The following is a 19,095-nucleotide window of genomic DNA, read 5'->3' on the forward strand; positions in this document are numbered from 1 at the left end:
ATCAAGTCAATAAAATCACAAATAAACCGACAATGAGGTGGGTATTTCAGATGTTTCAGGCTGTACATTTGGTAATCATAAATGGACAAAAACAAATGAGCAATTTAACGGAGGAACGTGAAAAGATTGTCAGGTATTTAGGAAGGAGTTGTAGTAAATATTATCTAATTATTTGATGAGAGTTTATTAGACCAAAAAAGATGTAGATAGTGATCGATAAAATTAGTAAATAGAAATTTTTAGCAAAGAGTGAAAATATTTTTTGCTGTAATTGTCATGTTTATTTAAGCCGAAATGACTATTTTAATTGAGAGAGAGAATCTATTTTAAAACCTAGCGAAATTAATTTCGGTAATATTCTCTATTTTTTGGTAGATAAAGTTAAACTCAACCAGAAAAATTAGGTAAATAAAATTTTCCTGGCTGGGATTTTTCAAAAATATCAATAATCTGAGTTACATCTGCGGAATGTGGGTTATATCCTATTTATGCTAAAAATAGCATATTTATTGAAATAGCGATCGCTATTTTTTTATCTAACATCTTCCACAATCATCATGATATTACCACCACCAACAAATTCATTTCTTGGCTAATAGCAAAATTCAGCTAAAACTGAATGAAGATTAATATTTATTCAGTCTGTTAAAACAGACTTTTGCTATGAAACTGAGAATTAATTATCAGGCAGTTTTGTGGGATAATGAAAGATATATATTAAAAGCAAAAAACCCTCGATAAATTAACCGAAGGGTTTATTAATAAAAACTGAAATATTTATTTCATCGTCCTTATACCTTTATCACGATTGCATTCAAAGCAAAGAGTTTGTAAATTATTGATATCGTTATTACCACCTTTAGAAAAAGGGATAATATGATCAACTTCTAGGGTAACTACTGGTGGACTTTTACCACAAGAAACACATTGATGATTGTCTCTTTGTAGAACTGCAAAACGAACTGATAAAGGAATGTGACGCGATCCCTAAAAGTTCTTGTCATGCCAACCAAGAATCTGTAGCAGTAACTAGTTTGGGTTTAGTTAAGAAAAGAATTCCTAGTTATGTAAATCATTATTTTAAATTAATCAAAAGTTATGGTGCATTTGCAACAGAAACAATTCTATTAACCTGATTTTTAGAATTGAAAATTAGGTTAGTTTCATCTAAATAAAATGCTTCTTCATCATTATCAATAGGATTGCTATATAAAACAGTTCTGTTTTTAAATATTTCTGCTTTTGCAAAAGATTTACCATCATTAAAAGATTGTCTGGCAATTCTCATAGCTTCTTGTGAACTGATACCAGAATTAAACTTAATATCTGTAAGAGAACCCTCAGTACCCTGAATTTTTAAAGAAATTACACCATCCTTAAACTGATAAGATTTAGCAACAGCACACAAACTTTTACCTGTCAAAAATTGACAGATATTACTCCGTTTGTGTAATTGATTAATTAGTTTTTGTGTAATTTTGAAATTCCGATATTTATAATCTGTGGGTAATTGACGACAATATTCTACACATTTGATAAAATCAAGGTTAAATGTTGCTGGTTGTGCGTTAACCTTTGGGGTTTGGATAGATGTCAGTAAAGTGAGAGAAGCAGTTAATAAAAAGGTCGGGTGTGGAAGTAGTTTAATTTTCATAATTGCACGGTCATCACAAAAGTATCTATTTAGGACAATAGCGAGAAATTTCTTTACGGTGTAAAACTATTTCAAAAATTAATTTTTCACGATTTTAATCAATCTGTTGATACAATTGAATATCTGACTCATAAATTGCTTTTGTATTTGCTAAATATCAATATAATATTAAATTTAACAATTAACTTATTAATAATCACAATAGTATATTTACTGAACAGTAAGTTAAAAATTAAGAATATTGCTATGTAATTATTTGCCTCCTCTCTCCACCCCTCCGCATTTCTGCGTGAAAAAAACCTCTTACCCAAATCAAACCACCCACATCACAACCCATAACGGTAAGGTAATAAAAGCCATATTTAGTAAAAATAAACAAAATAAATGACATCCATAGAATCCCACAAAAAAGCCAAAGCCCTCAAACCCGGAAGCGTGCGCCCCGCCAAAGAACTATGTAGCGAATGCGGACTATGCGACACCTACTATATCCACTACGTCAAAGAAGCGTGCGCCTTCATCACCCAAAGAATAGACGAACTAGAAACCACCACCCATAAACGCCCCCGCAACCTCGAAGACGAAAACGAACTATATTTCGGTGTTCATCAAGAAATGATGTCCGCCAGAAAACAACAACCCATAGAAGGCGCACAATGGACAGGAATAGTTAGCAGCATAGCCATAGAAATGCTCAATCGTGGCTTAGTTGAAGGCGTAGTTTGTGTCCAAAACACCAAAGAAGACCGCTTTCAACCCATGCCTATCATAGCCCGTACCCCCGAAGAAATACTAGCAGCCAAAGTAAATAAACCTACCCTATCCCCCAACCTCTCCGTATTAGAAGAAATCGAAAAATCAGGAATGAAACGGTTATTAGTGATCGGAGTAGGTTGCCAAATACAAGCATTACGAGCCGTAGAGAAAAAACTCGGACTAGAAAAACTCTACGTACTCGGTACACCATGCGTAGATAACGTTACTCGCGCCGGACTGCAAAAATTCCTAGAAACCACCAGCAGATCCCCCGAAACAGTAGTCAGCTACGAATTTATGCAAGACTTCCGGGTACATTTTAAACACGAAGATGGATCAGAAGAAACAGTACCCTTCTTCGGCTTAAAAACCAACGTCCTCAAAGACATCTTTGCCCCATCATGTATGAGTTGCTTTGATTACGTCAACTCCCTAGCTGATATCGTCGTCGGGTATATGGGCGCACCCTACCAATGGCAATGGATAGTAGTCAGAAATGATACAGGAAAAGAAATGCTCGAACTGGTGAAAGACCAACTCCACACTCAGCCCGTCATGTCCCAAGGAAACCGGAAACCCGCCGTACAGCAAAGCATTCCAGCTTACGATCAAGCAGTTACTTTACCGATGTGGGCAGCGAAATTAATGGGAGTCGTCATAGATAAAATTGGACCCAAAGGCTTAGAATATGCGAGATTTTCTATAGATTCCCACTTTGCGAGAAATTACTTATATGTGAAGCGGAATCATGGGGAGAAGTTGGAAGCTCATGTACCGGAGTTTGCGAAGCGGATAGTGGGACAGTATAAGTTACCGGAATAGGGTCTCACGCAAAGGCGCAAAGACGCAAAGGTAAGAAGCGTCTTTGTCCTGATTTTATAAGTTGTTGGCAATGCGGGATATTCCATCTTTGATGAGGAATGATCCGAAGTTGATGAGTAAGCCAAGGCGTTTATCAGCAAGACGAAGGTAAGTTAGTAGTTGCTTTTTATGCACTGGGTGAACGGTCTCTACAGACTTAAGTTCAATAATAACTTTGTTTTCAACTATTAAATCAGCCCGAAAACCTACCTCTAGATGAACATCTTCATAAACTACAGGTATGGGTTGCTCCGCTTTCACCTGCAATCCTCGCTTTCCTAACTCATATTCCAGAACAGACTGATAAACAGATTCCAACAAACCTGGTCCCAACTTTGTATGAATCTTATACGCAGCATCAACAACCTCCCTTGCAATCTCATTCTCATTCATCTTTTTCCCTTTGCGTCTTTGCGCCTTTGCGTGAGGATTATTCTATATTGATCATCGCCTCAATAGCTGCTTGTAAAGCTATAGATACATGAGTCCAATGAGTCCCCCCCTTGACAATAAACCACATAAGGCTCACGCAATGGACCATCGGCTGATAGCTCTAATGTACTACCTTCGATAAATGTCCCTCCAGCCATGACTACTTGGCTTTCGTAGCCGGGCATATCGTCGGGTATGGGGTCGAGATAAGAACCGATGGGTGAATACTGTTGAATGGCTTTACAGAAGGCAATTAGTTTTTTGGCTGAACCGAGTTTGATGGCTTGGATGACATCTCCTCTGGGTGCTAGGGGTGGGGGGGTTGACTGGATAGCCGAGTTTGTCAAATACATATCCTGTCAGGTATGTTCCTTTCATGGCTTCCCCTACCATCTGGGGGGCTAAAAATAATCCTTGGAACAAGAGGCGGTTTTGGTCGAAGGTTGCTCCCCCTTCGCTACCAATACCGGGGGCTGTGAGGCGACAGGCGGCAGCTTCTACTAGGTCGGCGCGTCCGGCGATGTAACCACCAGCACTCACGACTGTACCTCCCGGATTTTTGATCAATGACCCGGCTATTAAGTCAGCACCAATATGGGTTGGTTCTTGGGTTTCTATGAATTCGCCGTAGCAGTTATCTACGAAGCAAACGGTGTGGGGATTTTGCTGTTTAACTAGATAAACAATTTTTTCTATGTCGGCTATGGATAGGCTTGGCCGCCATGAATATCCGCAGGAACGTTGAATCAATACTAACTTTGTGTTTTCGGTAATGCTAGTGCTTAAGTTTTGCCAATCTATTTTTCCTTGTTCAGTTAGTTCCAATTGGCGGTATTTTATGCCAAAATCAATTAGAGAACCTTGGCCTTGTCCTCTCAAGCCAATCACCTCTTCGAGCGTATCGTAGGGAGAACCGACTACTGCTAACATTTCATTCCCAGGACGAAGTACACCATACAGCGCACAAGCGATCGCATGAGTTCCCGAAACAAACTGCACTCGCACCACCGCAGCTTCAGCACCCATCACTTGGGCAAAAACTTTATCTAAAGTTTCTCGTCCTAAATCATCGTGTCCGTAGCCACTTACGCCTGCAAAATGGTGTGCGCCTACTCGGTGATGACGAAAGGCATCTAATACTCGTTTAAGATTATGCTTGACCTGAGCGTCAATACCAGAAAAAATTTCTAATAGTGCCTGTTCTGCTTCCCGCAGCTGTTCAAAGCTGTTCATCTTTTCCTCATTCAAAAACATAAAATAGATATGCGGATTTTCGGATCGCGCAGACTAGGCTGAACAATTTCTATTCAGGTTACTGCATGACAATTGCTACTTCTAAACCTCACATTAACTGGGTTAATACCCTATTCTTCGTTGCATTGCACGTCGGCGCTCTCTTTGCCTTGATTCCTAGCAATTTTAGCTGGAGGGCAGTTGGTGTTGCTTTATTGCTTTACTGGGTGACTGGAGGTTTAGGTATTACTTTGGGATATCACCGTCTTGTCACTCATCGTAGTTTTCAAACACCCAAATGGTTAGAGTATGTCTTGGTGATTTTTGGGACACTATCTTGTGAAGGTGGTCCAATTGAATGGGTGGGTACACATCGTATTCACCACTTACATTCTGATACTGAATCAGATCCCCATGATTCAAATCAAGGTTTCTGGTGGAGTCACATGGGTTGGATGATTCATTTTGCTCCCGCTCACGATCAAGTTCCTCGCTTCACTAAAGACATTATTGATGACCCAGTTTATCAGTTTTTACAGAAAAATTTCATTTTCTTACAAATTGCCTTGGGCTTAGTTCTCTATTTCATAGGTGGCTGGCCAATGGTTGTTTGGGGAATTTTTGTGCGGATTATTTGGGTTTATCACTGTACCTGGTTGGTAAACAGTGCTACTCATAAATTCGGCTACCGCACTTATGATGCTGGTGACAAATCAACTAATTGTTGGTGGGTTGCTATCCTAGTTTTTGGTGAAGGTTGGCACAATAACCACCATGCGTTTCAATACTCTGCTCGTCATGGTTTGGAATGGTGGGAAATTGATATGACTTGGATGACTATTCAGTTATTACAATTACTAGGACTAGCTACAAACGTGAAGCTGGCAGAGAAAAAGGCATAATACAGATTTCATGCCCAAAGTCAATAGTTTTCTAGTCAATTTTTTGGCTTGAGACTATTGACTTTTTGTGTGTAACAAAAGCATTTACCTATCCGCTAAGATTATACAGACCTTCTTTTTTGGATGTTGAATGCTTACCTTCTCAACTAAAGCAATTACAAATTTTTAATTGGAAATTTTTAATTGCCAACATCTATCCTAAGTTGTTCTTAGGTTGCTATAATCTCAGAAATTAATGTTACAAAACTTTGCAGCAAGTTACTTTTCTCAGTAACCTTGTGTTGCAGTCTGTTGTTTTTCAGGTATTCATGACTACATCAATTATCAAAAGTCAGGAAATAGCGGTCTCCACAGACCTTGGTAAAGACCAAATAAAACTAAAACATATTATCAAAAGTCTGCCCAAGGAATGTTTTCAGAAAAATAGCCGCAAAGCATGGACTACTGTAATTCTCAGTTTATCTATGGCTGCATTAGGCTATTATTTTATAGCAATTTCCCCTTGGTTTCTTCTACCCATAGCGTGGGTTTTTACAGGAACTGCTTTAACAGGTTTTTTGTTATTGGCCATGATTGCGCTCATCATTCATTTGCAAAACGTCGCTGGGTAAATGATTTAGTGGGACATTTCTTCATGATGTTCTTAATTTACCCTTTTCATAGCTGGCGCATTAAGCATAATCATCACCATAAACATACCAACAAGCTAGACGAAGATAACGCTTGGCATCCCATTAGAACAGAAGTTTTTGCAAGCTGGTCTAAAAATAGACAATCCGCTTTTGAATTTTTCATGAGTAAACGTCTCTGGTGGGTAGGTTCAATTGGACATTGGGCAGTTGTCCATTTTGATGCCCGCAATTTTCAGAAAAAAGACCAAGCTAGTGTTAAACTTTCTGTGGCTGTAGTCGTTGCTTTTGCGGCTATTGTTTTCCCAACTTTGATTATTACCACTGGTGTTTGGGGATTTATTAAATTCTGGTTTATTCCCTGGATGGTTTACCATTTCTGGATGAGTACCTTCACCATTGTTCACCACACCCTTCCAGATGTTCCTTTTACAACTGCTGATAAATGGAATGAAGCCTTAGCACAGTTATTTGGAACAATTCATTGTGATTATCCTCGTTGGGTAGAAATTCTTTGCCACGATATTAACGTTCACGTTCCTCATCATATTTCTACTGCTATTCCTTCCTATAATTTGCGGTTGGCTTATAGCAGTATCAAAGAAAATTGGAGTCCTTATCTCCATGATGAATACAAATTCTCTTGGGATTTAATGAAGAAAATAACTAACGAATGTCAACTCTACAAGACTGATATTGGTTATACTACTTTTGACGCATATCGGGCAGAAAAATCATAAAGGATGAAGTAGTAATTATTGCTACTTTCATAACCAATTCTTTTAGTTTGGCAATTAACCACATCTGAAAATGTTAAGGTAAATTGCCAATATCCCCCAGCTTAAATTTTAGAGGTGACTAAATATTACCTCACTGTTAATAATTTACAATTAACCAACCAATCAAGTGCAATTAGATACCATCCAGTTCAATCAAAACCCTAATTCTAAATCTTCTGAAGGGCAAGAAAAATTACCATTTACTCTTCAGGATTTAAAAGCTGCTATTCCCGCTGAATGTTTTCAGCCTAGTGTGACTAAATCACTGTATTATTTCTTCCGTGATGTTCTCATTGTTGGGCTGCTGTATGCAGTGGCTAATTATCTAGATTCTTGGTATTTTTGGCCAGTTTTCTGGGTAATGCAAGGAACAATGTTTTGGGCTTTGTTTGTAGTTGGTCATGACTGCGGACACCAATCTTTTTCTAAGCATAAATGGTTGAATGATTTGGTTGGTCATATTACCCATACTTTCATTCTCGTTCCTTATCATGGTTGGAGAATTAGCCACAGAACTCACCACAAGAATACAGGCAGCCTGGAAAATGATGAAAGCTGGTATCCTGTCTCTGAATCTGAGTATGATGAAATGCCCTTAGCGCAAAGAATAGGGCGTTTCTATCTGTTCTTATTGGCTTATCCCGTGTATTTGTTCAAGCGTTCTCCTGGTAAAGAAGGTTCTCACTTTTCACCTAGTAGTCCGCTGTTTAAGCCTTCAGAAAAATGGGACATTATCACTAGCACCACCCTGTGGATTAGTATGGTGGCTTTGCTAGGATTGTTTACCTATCAATTTGGTTGGATGGCGTTCTTAAAATACTACGCTGCACCTTACATTGTCTTTATCATTTGGTTGGACTTGGTGACTTTCTTGCACCACACTGAACCTGGTATTCCTTGGTATCGTGGGGAAGAATGGACTTTCCTGAAAGGGGCAATTTCTAGCGTTGACCGAGATTATGGAATTTTTAACCATATTCACCATGATATCGGTACTCATGTTGCCCACCACATTTTCTTGAATATGCCTCATTACAATTTGCTGAAAGCAACTGAGGCAATTAAACCAATTATGGGTGAGTATTTCCACGAATCCAAAGAACCAGTTTGGAAGTCCTTATGGAATTCTGCTATTGGTTGTCATTTTGTTCCTGATACTGGTAGTAAGGTTTATTACACTTCTAAAAAGCAAAGTGTGAAGTAATCAGTAGATTAGTGAACTACCTACACTGTACCTGACTGTACGGTGTAGGTTTCCCAATTCATGATGTTTTGAGGATATTTCTCGAGCAAATACCAATAATTCTCAGTCATTTTTTATCCATATTTTGAGAAATTTTCAACTCAAACTTCAAATACGTTCCTCCTAATCCTTCTACAATTATTCTTGTATTAGCAGCCATCATTTTCTGATAGGTTTCTCCGTCACTTCCCTGTTCACCTAGTCCATGAATATATAGTGGTCTTTCAAAAACTTTGACTTTAGCTTTTTTGGCTATAGGTACAAGCAAATTAGAGTTTGTAGTTTTATCTGCAAAGATTGTGGGTACTTGAGCTTTTTGAATATCTCTAGCAAAATTTTTGACTTTTGTATCTGTCAACTTTTCTACACGGTTAACATTTGCTAAACTTCCTGTATAGGGAATATCATAAGCTTTGACATAATAAATCATGGCTTCATGAGATGTAATTAATTTACGGTTTTTCGCAGGAATGCTCGCTAGTCTGACTTTAATCCAATTATTAATTTGGTTGATTTCTTGAGTTAATTTTTCTGTTTTGTTATTATAAATATTTTGATTTTTGGGGACTAGTTTAACTAGGTTACTATTAATTATTTCTACCATTTTAATAGTATTATTAGGATTATGCCAAACATGGGGTTCAGTTATTTGTTGAATTTTGATAGGATTGGTGATTGCACTTTGAGCAACAGCAATTTTGGGTTTAGAGTTTTGAGTAGATTTAATAATTTTTGTCAAACTCGGCTCAAACTTATAACCATGATATAAAACTAAATTAGCATTTTCAATGGCTTGAATATCTTCTGGTATGGGTTGATAAGTTAAGGGATTCATACCAGAAGGGATTAAACAAGTTAAGTTTATGGTATCTCCAGCAATTTGTTTTGTTAAATCACAAATGATGCTATTAGTTGCTACTACTGAGGGTAAGTTATGATTAATAGTTAAATTTCTGGAATTATATGTTGTCCTGATAGTTTGATTACCACAGCCAAATAAACTTACGACTAAACCCAGAATTGTAGTTTTTAATAAATGTGTAGATAATTTTTTTTCTAACATAATTACTTATATAAATTAATAAAGACACAGCAAATCTGTGTCTCCAAAACATGGATGAGTCTAATTTATTAAATGCTCACCATGGGTAATTTACCTTGTAATTTTTGTAAATTAGTCTGAACACAATTAGCACAACTACAACCAGTTGAGTCTATGGATAAATGTGTGATCTTATTTATTTGTGGTGTCGCTAGATCAAAATTTGCTTGAGTAGATGTCACCACAATCATCTGTGCAGCGGGTGTAGCTTTGGATCTGGAAGCGTATGCGGGATTAACTAGTAATAGCAGAGATGCTAAAAACACGGGAAAAGCAAGCAAAATCAGTTTGACTATTTTCATGATTCACACATAAACACTGCTGCTGATATAGCATAGCTAATTATTAGTCATTAGTCATTAGTTCGTTAAAAATTGACAATTATCAATTGTCAATTTTTAATGATCAGAGAATTTTTCTACCAGTCAATACTTCTCGTACTTCTAGCATGGCTGAATAGGTGGGGAGAATATGTAAAGTTTCGTTTGCTGGTGTATGTTCTAGAGCAGTGGCGATCGCTTGCCGTAAATCTGACTCTACAATGAGGTTAATGTCACTCTTGATAGATTCTTGACTATAACGCAACCGTAAAGCCATATCATACACGCGATCGCCACTCACAACCAAAGTTCCACCCCGTTCTACTAACTTTTCTGTATCCACATCCCAAATCCATGATACGTCAGTACCATCTGGTGTTCGGTCATTCAACACCAATAAAGTAGTTTTATCGCTACTTTGAGTGACGACACGAATAGTTTCATTTGTTCCTACGGGATTTTTCGATAATAAAATTTTCACCCGTTTACCGTCAATAACTAAGTCTTCCGCACGACCAAAAGCCGCTTGGAAATTGCTAATTGTATCTCTGATACTAATTTCATCAATTCCCAATTCCTTTGCCGCTGTGGCTGCGGCTAGAGTATTATATTTGTTATACAAACCAACAAGAATTTGTGACCATTCCTGACTGACTAAAGCAGGTTGGCTTTTACTAAAACCACAACTAGGACAAGTAAAATCTCCTAAATGGGACAAATAAACGCCTTGATAATCTAAAGAATGCCCACATCGGGGACAATAGATAGAATCAACAGCGTGAGGAATTGCTTCTAAATAATTTTCGGGTTCATGCAAACCAAAAAATAAAACCCGTTGAGGTAACTGTTGACCCAAATATGATAAAGTCGGATCATCAGCATTGGGAATAACTACTGTTGTTTCTGGTAAAGTAGAAATAACCTTTGTCCATCGTTTACTAATACTATCAACTTCCCCATACCTATCCAGTTGGTCACGGAACAGATTTAAACAGAGAATAATCCGAGGTTGCAGCGGTTTTAAAACTTTGGGAACTATATTTTCATCAACTTCCAAAATTGCATAATCTATATTCAGCTTTCCCAATAAATTAGCATTGTCTATGAAAGCTGTCGCTAAACCATTTTCTAGATTTGCACCTGTAGAATTATGGGCGACACGGAAACCCTTCCGCTCTAAAATGGTACATAACAGCAATGCAGTAGTGGTTTTCCCATTCGTTCCCGCAATGAGAATCACTCCATTTTTTACTTGCTGACTCAACAATTGCAAAATGCGCGGTTCTATGCGTCTTGCAATAAAACCTGGTAAGACACTAGCAGCACCAAGACGAAGTAACCTGACCAAAAAAGTCACGCTTTTTGCTATTGATACCGCAAAACCCAAGCGTAGTCTATCTATAACTCTTATTTTCTTGCCCACAGTGATGATTTATTAATAACCTGTAATTGCAAATTGAATTTTGCAAGTTTAACTAATTAGTGAAGATAGCACTAAAAAGACATCTCCAGTTGAGACCTTGCAACTGACAAATAATTTTTTCCTCACAAATACCAGAGATTTTTGAGATATAGTCCCTGTAAGGGTTATCTTAAAAAATAGTGTGCGCGTGTAATTACAGCAGAGTGCAGGCAAATAAGGTCAACAATTTAAGAACAAAGCCATGTACCAGGAGACATTCAACCTAGTTAAGAGTTCCTTATTCCCTGTTCCCTGCTGTATATATCCAACTCAATTAATATCAGTTCAGCACAAACTGAGGACAAATAATAGCTTAGAAGGTTTCTGTTGATGAATAGCATAAAGTGGCTTTTTTTACAAACTCAAATAATTACTAACTGGAGACGGTTAGTGTCTAAATGCCTATTGCTGCTTGTTTGCTTATTCTTTATCAGTATGCAGCCAGCATTTGCAGGTATTAAGGATGACCGATATGATGGTAATATTTTTGTAATATATGCTGGTAATGGTTCTTTAGTTCCTTCTAAAGAAACACTAGCTCAGAATTTAGCCCAACATAAACCAGCGATAGTGACATTTTACGTTGATGATAGTAGGGATTGTAAACAATATGCACCGGTTGTTTCCGAGGTGCAAGCATTCTATGGCCGTGCAGCCGAGGTTATTCCTATCGGCGTTGATACTATTTTAGCTGACAAGACCTATCAACCCACAGAACCAGGATATTACTATTCAGGGAGTGTTCCTCAAGTTGTAGTCTTTGATCAGTCGGGTAAGGTAGTCTTGAATGAAAAAGGTCAAGTTCCTTTTGAAAAAATAGACGATAAGTTGAGAGAAGTATTTGACTTATTACCTCGAACTGAGTCGGTGGAGTTAAAACGACGTTCTCCTAAACAATTTAGTAGTCAGTTAGAAGATCAGTAAATTAAGTTGGTTGGCGTTAAAAATTGTCGTTACTTCGACTTCGCTCAGTAACCTATGACAAGGGAACAGGGAACAGGGAACAGGGAAATCCCCATAATTAGAATTATGGGGATTTGTATAAGGACATTTTTTCATAAATAACTGTGTTACTTACAAAAGATAAATATTGGGTTTTGCGCCACTCAAGCCAAGCTACAAAAGAAATGGCGAAGATATTGCTATACAATAGAAGTTGTTGTGATTTTTTATATTAACTAAAGTGTCAGACTCTCTGCCATTACAAGATCAATATCTTGCTGTAATTGATGAAATTATCGAAACTACCCTCAAGGGTAAGATTAGTTCTGTAGAACAAGTATATCAAATGTTACTCAAAGGCATCACTTCCGGGACTGGGGAAGTGTTTGAGTTAGTTTTGAGCGATCGCTTGAATGCTTTACAATCTCAAGTAGATACAGAAACAGATGAACTGAAAAAAGCTAAAGCCACGCGGAGTTTACGGGCTGTAAAAACGATCCAAACTCAATGGCAACGCTGGCAAGAACAAAATAAAATTACAGAAGCGATCGCTTTATCTATCCGCGAAATTACCACAGCAAATCCAGATGAGCGTTTAACAGCTTTTCTACGGGCTACCGATCCTAATCTCAAGTATCCCTTAAATCTATCTCAACTGCAACAATTAGCCAAATCTTTGCGACAATTTGCGACTGCAAATGAAGATTTTCAACAAATTGCTGATGGGATTAATAGCGGTATTGCTACTTGGCAAAAACTCCAACCAAATTTACTCAATTGGATGTATGAAAAAAAGAATTCTCTAGGATTTGGAGGTGTACCAGGAGAACAAGGTCCTTGGGCTAGTTGGGCTAAAGTTGTAAATAGTGAATTCTCCCAAGCATTTTTTCATACTCTGGCCACAGAACAATCAGCCATAGAATTTGTTCAAAAACAGCAGGTAATTAGTCTGAGTAATTGGGTAGAATTAGCAATTGTTTTACAGTTTTTGCAACGGGGTTTAATTAATTGGTTTGATCAACAAGCTTATGATATTACCGCTGGTCCAAAGTTATCTATTTCCACATTTTTAACCTTTGCAGTAATTTGGAGTCAATTAGCCAGCGGTTTTGAAAATCAAGCAGTATACAGTAATGGGGCTTCCCAAATAATGCTTCAGATTTTACGAACCTTTGCCCAACGCCCTTATTTTCCTCTTTATGGGGGGATTTTCGCTTCATTTACTGGCAGTTATTTGCGGGATGCTTTGGATTATTTAGATGCACCTTTGCGTTCAGTGGAAAAGACTCAAGAAAAAGCCCGGATTTTGACCTTGTTGGGTTATTCTCAGCGTAATTTAGGAAAGTATGAGCGATCGCTTAATTTTCATCAACAAGCTGTAGAAATCGCTAGAACTGCCGGAGATAAAACCTGTGAAATCGCCAATCTTAACCACCTGAGTCGTACTTACGTTCAACAAGAAAATTATGGTGAAGCAATTAATTATAGTCAACGGGCATTAATTTTTAGTAGACAAACAGGTGATAAAACTGGAGAAGCCAATGCTTTAGTAAACTTAGGTTATAGCGAAGTTATGCAAGCCAAACAAGCACAAAATAGCAGAACTGAAGTTTATGAATTAGCAATTAATTACCTAGAACAAGGTTTGAAATTGGCAGAAAAGTTAGGTGATTTACAAAGTCAAGCTTTGTGTTTTAGTAGTTTAGGTATTGCTTATTTAATAACTACACAATATGCCACAGCTATTAAATATTTAGAGAATGCTTTTAAAACTGCCCAAATCTCAGGTGATTTGTATCTTCAAGGTAGAAATTTAGCATATTTAGCTGAAGCTAATTATCATATTTCCAACTATGAAAAAGCAATTTATACTGGTAGTTTAGGAATGTATCTTCTAGAACAAATTGCTGCTGATGAATGGCGACAACCCGCAGGTTTATTAACGATAATTAAGGGACAAATTGGTGGAGATAAATTTCAATTATTCCTGCAACAACATCGTCCTAAAATAATTGCTGTTATTGGTGTTGATGGATATGATTATCTTCCTAATTTGTTAATGAAATACCAGGAAGATATTTGATCAGGAGTCAGGAGTCGTAGGGGCGTATCCCTAACGGGAGCTGGAAGCATCAGCATTCGGGCGATAAATTATCGGTTTTTTCCAAGTAGGGGCGAAGCATTCGGGCGATAAATATCTGTTTTTTCCCAAGTTTATTTTCCGAATGGTTCGCCCTTACATCGAATGGTTCGCCCTTACAGGAGTACAGGAAGAAGGAATAAATAAAATTACCCAATTCCCAATCACCAATCACCAATCACCAATCACCAATCACCAATCACCTGTCAATTGTCAATTACCCATTACCTTTTTCAAAAGTTCAGGAATTTGAGAGAGACGATCAGCGACAGGAATTTTTGCGGATTCAAAAGCAGCTATTTTACTGGCTGGTGTTCCAAAATTAGGAGAACGTCCAATTACAGTTGCTAAAGTTCCTGTTTGTTGCCAATTTTGGACAGGTGGGGCGTGTCTACCTGCAATATAGGCAATTACAGGTTTATCAATGGCTTCAAGAATGTATTGTGCTGCTGCTTCTTCACTTCCTCCACCGGGTTGGCCAATTAAAACAATGGCTTCTGTAGTTTCATCTTCATCTAGAATTTGTAACCATTGAAGAAATGAAGAACCAACAATAGCATCACTACCAATACTGACACTAATGGATTGTCCTAAACCTACCTTTGTTAATTCCCAAGCTACTTCATAAGTAAGGGTACTGCTACGGCTGACAATTCCTATAGAACCAGGTTTATAAAATTCGCTAGGTTGAGTACCCAAAAGAATTTTTCCAGGGACAATAATTCCTGGACTATTGGGTCCAATAATTAAAGTTTCACAAGCTTCGGTTTTGCGAAGTAGTTGCACCATATCCAATGGTGGTACACCAGCGGTAATAATGATAATTTGGGAGATATTAGAAGCGATCGCTTCTAATGCTGCATCCAAAACTTGATAAGGTTGAACACATATAATTGCTGTGTCAATTTGTCCAAACTTGGAAACAACCTCTTCTACTAAATCAAATACTGGTAGATCATATATTTTCTGTCCTCCACAGCCAGGACTAACACCTGCTACTAAATTTGTACCATAAGCTTGCATTTGGGCTATATGAGTTGCAGATATAAATTCACAAAAGCCTTGGATTAAAACTTTACTTTCTGGCGTTAAGTTCATAATTCGTAATTGATAATTGATAATTGACAATTGATAATTACTTACTCCCCTTTTTAACTACAGGTAACTTTGCTAAACGAACTGCTTCCTTAACGGCTGCATCTAAATTTTCTACAACGATGAGTGATTGATGAGTGGTTTTGAATGTAGCTAAATATTTTCTAGCATCATTAAATTCAGCACCTGCTAAACGGATGACTAAATGTGGTAATTCAAGCGGCGGATTATTACCATTGGTAGCTGATACATCTGATGTGATTTCACTTCTATCTAATTGGAGAAAGTTGGTAATAATTTCCGGAAATTGGTGAACTTGAGGAATCGTCCCCACGAAGTTGATGAGAATAACTTGAATATTCTGATCACTAGCCAAAGTTTTCAGACTGGTGACGAGGCGATCGCCAAAAGTTGTCGGTGCAGTATCACTCATGAAAGAATGGCGTAAATTAATACATTTACTAGGTTTGCCACTAGCATTAACCACCGCATCCAATGTTGTTAATACAGAACCTTTACCATTACCTAATATACCTATTTTACCACGCATTTCTAAGCTATCCCAGCTATCCAACAAGCCGTTCTTTTTGGCATTACCATGAGGACGACTCAGCATTTTGGCAGCCATCTCGGCTATTTCGGGATGACGGTTAATTGATCGTTCATTCACCCTGACCTTACCATTGAGAGCCATTACTTGACCAGTAGAGTTCACACCCAAGGGATTAATTTCGATTAAGTCCAAATCTTTTTGGACAAATAACTGGTACATCTTCTCAACAATATCGCTCACAGACTGCATCAACGCACCTTGCAAACCCATTTTCAAAGCCAGTCGTCGAGCATAAAATGGAGAAAATTCCTGTTCTACAACTACGTGCTGAATGTTTTCTCCTGCTGTTTCCCAATCAATATTTGCTTCTTTGCAACCCAACAAAACGGGACGAGACAGAGCGGTATCTAAGACTACAGCTAGATAAAACTCTTCATGAGCATCATACTTGGATTCTGCCAGTAACACCTCTGGCAATTGTCCCCAAATTGGGAGATTAAATATATTTTGCGCTGCGGCGATCGCATCTATCGTTGTTTCAACAATTCTGACTCCACCTGCTTTTTCTCTTTCCCCCGCTTGTACTTGGGATTTCAGCACAATTGGGTAACTAATCTTTAACCGTTTTAACTCGGTAGGATGATCTATTCTTTGGGATGGTAAGACAGGAATCCCGATTTTACCAAACCATTCTTTAACTTGATACTCCAATAAATCCATTGAGACACACCTTGTATTGACAAGTCTAACGCGCTTTCTCTGATGCTATCTGATATTTTGTACAATACCTAAGATTATAGAATTTGACTTTGGTTAACTAAAAAATTAATTTTGCCATTGGATTGTCTAATTTATAATCTAGCTGTATAAAAAAATAGAAGTCTGAATAATTACTCCTTGAGTGTGTTTTTCGTGACAAATTTAACCTTGTGCTAGAAACTGATTCTATTGGATGTGAAAATTTTCCCATTCCCAATCTCCAGTTCTCAATCCCCTTGATAATCAAAACTATATAGAAAGAGTGGCGGTAACGCTTTATGAAAGTAACAGTTCCACAAGAAGATTTACAACTTTTAGGCAATATTTTGCAGGAAAGATTGGTAGCCCAAGTCCCAGACAGTCAGGATTTCCAAGTGAAATGCGCTATCAAAAATGATGAATTGATGATTTTAACTCAACATCTTCCTGGTGTAACGGTTGACACACAGCAAGTATTTGAGGTGTTAGAACAAGCACTACAATGGCAATTCAACTACCAAACTCAACGGGTACAATTTTTCTTGAGAGTTTCTGGAGAAAAGCTGCCCTATGCTAAACATTTCCTCGATTTTCCCATTCCCACAGTAGAGTCAGAAGCAGAACCTGAAAGTGAAAGTTGGAGAAACACGCAATTTAATCCTATTGAAAATGGTGGAGACACACAGTTTGTACCGCTTGATCTTCAGCAACCATCACTACCAGCATTTACAGACATAGAACTAGAAGACAGCGAAGAACCCATTGCTGATTCATTTTTCTCCAGTCCCGCAGAACCTTCCTTAGAAGATTCTCCATCAGCAGATTCAATTTTATACAATCCATCTTTTGATCTAGATGAAGATGAATCAGCGGAAGAAGAGGAAAAGTTTGATCCTTTTGCCAATATCCCCGATAAACCTCGAAAAAGACAGTTATCGCTGGCACTCCCCCCTCTACCTATAATTATCGGTATTGCGGCGGTTATTGCACTCCTGTCTGGGGGTGGTGTTTTCGTCCTCCATCGGGCTTGTGCTATTTCTGAGTGTAAAGAATTACAAACTGCCCAACAATTTAAAAATGATTATCAGCCTCAACTCAAGCGAACTAAATCGGAAAAGACTTGTTAGCACTGCAACAACAACTAGATGGAGTAGTTGCAGATTTGCAAAAAATTCCTCAGTGGTCTCCCCGGTATCAAGAATCGCAAGAATTAGTTAATCAGTTTTCGGCACAGTCTACAAAGATAAATCAGGTAGTCAAGGCTTTACAGACGGCATCCACTGCCCAAAAAAGTGGGCAAACTCCCGCGAAGAGTTTGGATGACTTACGCAATCAACAAAAGCTATGGAGACAGGCAATCACCGCAGTAGAGATCATTAAACCTAGTCATGAACTCTATGGATTGGTACAGGCAAATTTACCAAGCTATCAAAATGGGTTAAAAAATGTTACTCAGCAGTTAGTGAAAGAAGAAACATGGCTACAAAAAATTGCCACTGCTAAAACTTCCGGGGAAACAGCGACAAAACGTCAAGCCACTGCTAAAACTGCTGCTGATTGGCAACAGGTAGAATCTAATTTTCGGACGGCAATTAGTACGTTAAAAACTATCCCTATCAATAGTTTAGGATCTGAAGAAGCACGCCAACTCTTAGCAGATTATCAAGCAAAAAACCTGGTTGTAAGCGATCGCGCCAAAAAAGAACAATCAGCGGCAACATCCTATCAACAAGCCATTCAAGCCGCCAATCAAGCAAAGGTCTATGGTAATCAAAATCAATGGCAAGCCGCCATCAATTCTTGGCAGCAAGCTTTAGACACTGCTAAAAAAATACCCCAAGATAGTTTTTATTTCAATCAAGCTACAGCCCTAGTTGAACCCTATACAGCATCTTTGGCACAGGCAAAGGACCAATTACAAGTCTATGGTGACTTAACTCAAACTCGCGTTGAACTCAATCGCACTTGTACCAGTACCATTAAGATTTGTACTTTTATTGTCACTAATCAGCAAGTTAGTGTTCGTTTAACTCCTGAGTATGACAAATTGTTGCAAGCAAATAATCCCGAAATGCAAGGTCATTTCCAAAGTTTACAAGAAGCTCTCAAAGTCATTAGTCAAAATTCCCAACTGTCTCTATTTATTTATAATTCCCAAGGACAGGAAAGGTATATGCGGAAACCAGATTAGGGAATTGACAATTGACAATTGACAATTGACAATTGGGGATTGGTGATTGGTGATTGGTGATTG

General features: G+C 38.0%; 15 protein-coding genes and 2 pseudogenes. 8 read left to right on the forward strand and 9 right to left on the reverse strand.

Annotated features, from left to right (window positions below):
• Positions 1-777 precede the first annotated feature (777 nt).
• Together FJR38_RS18935 and FJR38_RS18940 are read right to left on the reverse strand one after the other, a co-directional pair.
• Positions 778-975 carry an HNH endonuclease signature motif containing protein gene (locus tag FJR38_RS18935; RefSeq protein WP_168538971.1) on the reverse strand — a complete coding sequence of 66 codons (198 nt, stop codon included), beginning with the start codon at positions 973-975 and terminating at the stop codon, positions 778-780.
• Between the two features lie 121 nt (positions 976-1,096).
• Entirely contained in the window at positions 1,097-1,654 is a 558-nt protein-coding gene (locus tag FJR38_RS18940; RefSeq protein ID WP_168538763.1) for a hypothetical protein, read from the reverse strand.
• A 384-nt stretch (positions 1,655-2,038) separates the two neighbouring features.
• Between FJR38_RS18940 and FJR38_RS18945 the strand changes: the two genes are divergently transcribed.
• Positions 2,039-3,232 (forward strand): Coenzyme F420 hydrogenase/dehydrogenase, beta subunit C-terminal domain, encoded by a 1,194-nt coding sequence (locus FJR38_RS18945; protein ID WP_168490964.1) that lies wholly within the window; start codon positions 2,039-2,041, stop codon positions 3,230-3,232.
• 54 nt (positions 3,233-3,286) lie between these two features.
• Here FJR38_RS18945 and FJR38_RS18950 read toward each other — a convergent pair whose 3' ends face one another.
• Entirely contained in the window at positions 3,287-3,664 is a 378-nt protein-coding gene (locus tag FJR38_RS18950; RefSeq protein WP_168490962.1) for a GxxExxY protein, read from the reverse strand.
• A gap of 37 nt (positions 3,665-3,701) precedes the next feature.
• Positions 3,702-4,936 (reverse strand): annotated as a pseudogene (locus FJR38_RS18955) (aminotransferase class I/II-fold pyridoxal phosphate-dependent enzyme).
• 86 nt (positions 4,937-5,022) lie between these two features.
• Between FJR38_RS18955 and FJR38_RS18960 the strand changes: the two are divergent.
• The 3 genes and pseudogenes from FJR38_RS18960 (at position 5,023) to FJR38_RS18970 (ending at position 8,450) form a co-directional block, all read left to right on the forward strand.
• A complete protein-coding gene (locus FJR38_RS18960) occupies positions 5,023-5,838 on the forward strand; it encodes an acyl-CoA desaturase (RefSeq protein WP_168490958.1) in 816 nt (271 codons plus the stop codon).
• Positions 5,839-6,146: 308 nt separating this feature from the next.
• Positions 6,147-7,207: pseudogene (locus FJR38_RS18965) on the forward strand (fatty acid desaturase).
• A gap of 166 nt (positions 7,208-7,373) precedes the next feature.
• The gene (locus tag FJR38_RS18970; RefSeq protein ID WP_168538765.1) at positions 7,374-8,450 is read left to right on the forward strand and encodes a fatty acid desaturase; all 1,077 of its coding nucleotides are present in this window, start codon (positions 7,374-7,376) and stop codon (positions 8,448-8,450) included.
• A 106-nt stretch (positions 8,451-8,556) separates the two neighbouring features.
• On the opposite strand, the gene FJR38_RS18975 is transcribed toward FJR38_RS18970, so the two are convergent.
• From FJR38_RS18975 to FJR38_RS18985, 3 genes are all read right to left on the reverse strand, one after another.
• A complete protein-coding gene (locus FJR38_RS18975) occupies positions 8,557-9,552 on the reverse strand; it encodes a metal ABC transporter solute-binding protein, Zn/Mn family (protein ID WP_174764055.1) in 996 nt (331 codons plus the stop codon).
• Positions 9,553-9,620: 68 nt separating this feature from the next.
• Positions 9,621-9,893, reverse strand: a complete 273-nt coding sequence (locus FJR38_RS18980; protein ID WP_168538767.1) for a hypothetical protein — start codon at positions 9,891-9,893, stop codon at positions 9,621-9,623.
• A gap of 103 nt (positions 9,894-9,996) precedes the next feature.
• The gene (locus tag FJR38_RS18985; protein WP_168538769.1) at positions 9,997-11,334 is read right to left on the reverse strand and encodes a Mur ligase family protein; all 1,338 of its coding nucleotides are present in this window, start codon (positions 11,332-11,334) and stop codon (positions 9,997-9,999) included.
• A 369-nt stretch (positions 11,335-11,703) separates the two neighbouring features.
• On the opposite strand from FJR38_RS18985, the gene FJR38_RS18990 reads away from it, so the two are divergent.
• Positions 11,704-12,297, forward strand: a complete 594-nt coding sequence (locus FJR38_RS18990; RefSeq protein WP_168538771.1) for a thylakoid membrane photosystem I accumulation factor — start codon at positions 11,704-11,706, stop codon at positions 12,295-12,297.
• Positions 12,298-12,556: 259 nt separating this feature from the next.
• Entirely contained in the window at positions 12,557-14,398 is a 1,842-nt protein-coding gene (locus tag FJR38_RS18995; protein ID WP_168538773.1) for a tetratricopeptide repeat protein, read from the forward strand.
• A gap of 270 nt (positions 14,399-14,668) precedes the next feature.
• On the opposite strand, the gene FJR38_RS19000 is transcribed toward FJR38_RS18995, so the two are convergent.
• Positions 14,669-15,553, reverse strand: coding sequence for a CoA-binding protein (locus FJR38_RS19000; RefSeq protein WP_168490944.1), 885 nt, complete (start codon positions 15,551-15,553; stop codon positions 14,669-14,671).
• Positions 15,554-15,590: 37 nt separating this feature from the next.
• Complete coding sequence (locus FJR38_RS19005; RefSeq protein ID WP_168490942.1) at positions 15,591-16,823, reverse strand: succinate--CoA ligase subunit beta; 1,233 nt, start codon at positions 16,821-16,823, stop codon at positions 15,591-15,593.
• Positions 16,824-17,140: 317 nt separating this feature from the next.
• On the opposite strand from FJR38_RS19005, the gene FJR38_RS28655 reads away from it, so the two are divergent.
• On the forward strand, positions 17,141-17,968 hold the full coding sequence (locus FJR38_RS28655; RefSeq protein ID WP_254449509.1) for a hypothetical protein: 828 nt from the start codon (positions 17,141-17,143) through the stop codon (positions 17,966-17,968).
• Positions 17,962-19,032 carry a hypothetical protein gene (locus FJR38_RS28660; protein ID WP_254449510.1) on the forward strand — a complete coding sequence of 357 codons (1,071 nt, stop codon included), beginning with the start codon at positions 17,962-17,964 and terminating at the stop codon, positions 19,030-19,032. The genes FJR38_RS28655 and FJR38_RS28660 overlap by 7 nt, the downstream gene beginning before the upstream one ends.
• The last annotated feature ends 63 nt before the right edge of the window (positions 19,033-19,095 follow it).

It is taken from the genome of Anabaena sp. UHCC 0253 (assembly GCF_009712085.1).
Classification (GTDB): Bacteria; Cyanobacteriota; Cyanobacteriia; order Cyanobacteriales; family Nostocaceae; genus Dolichospermum.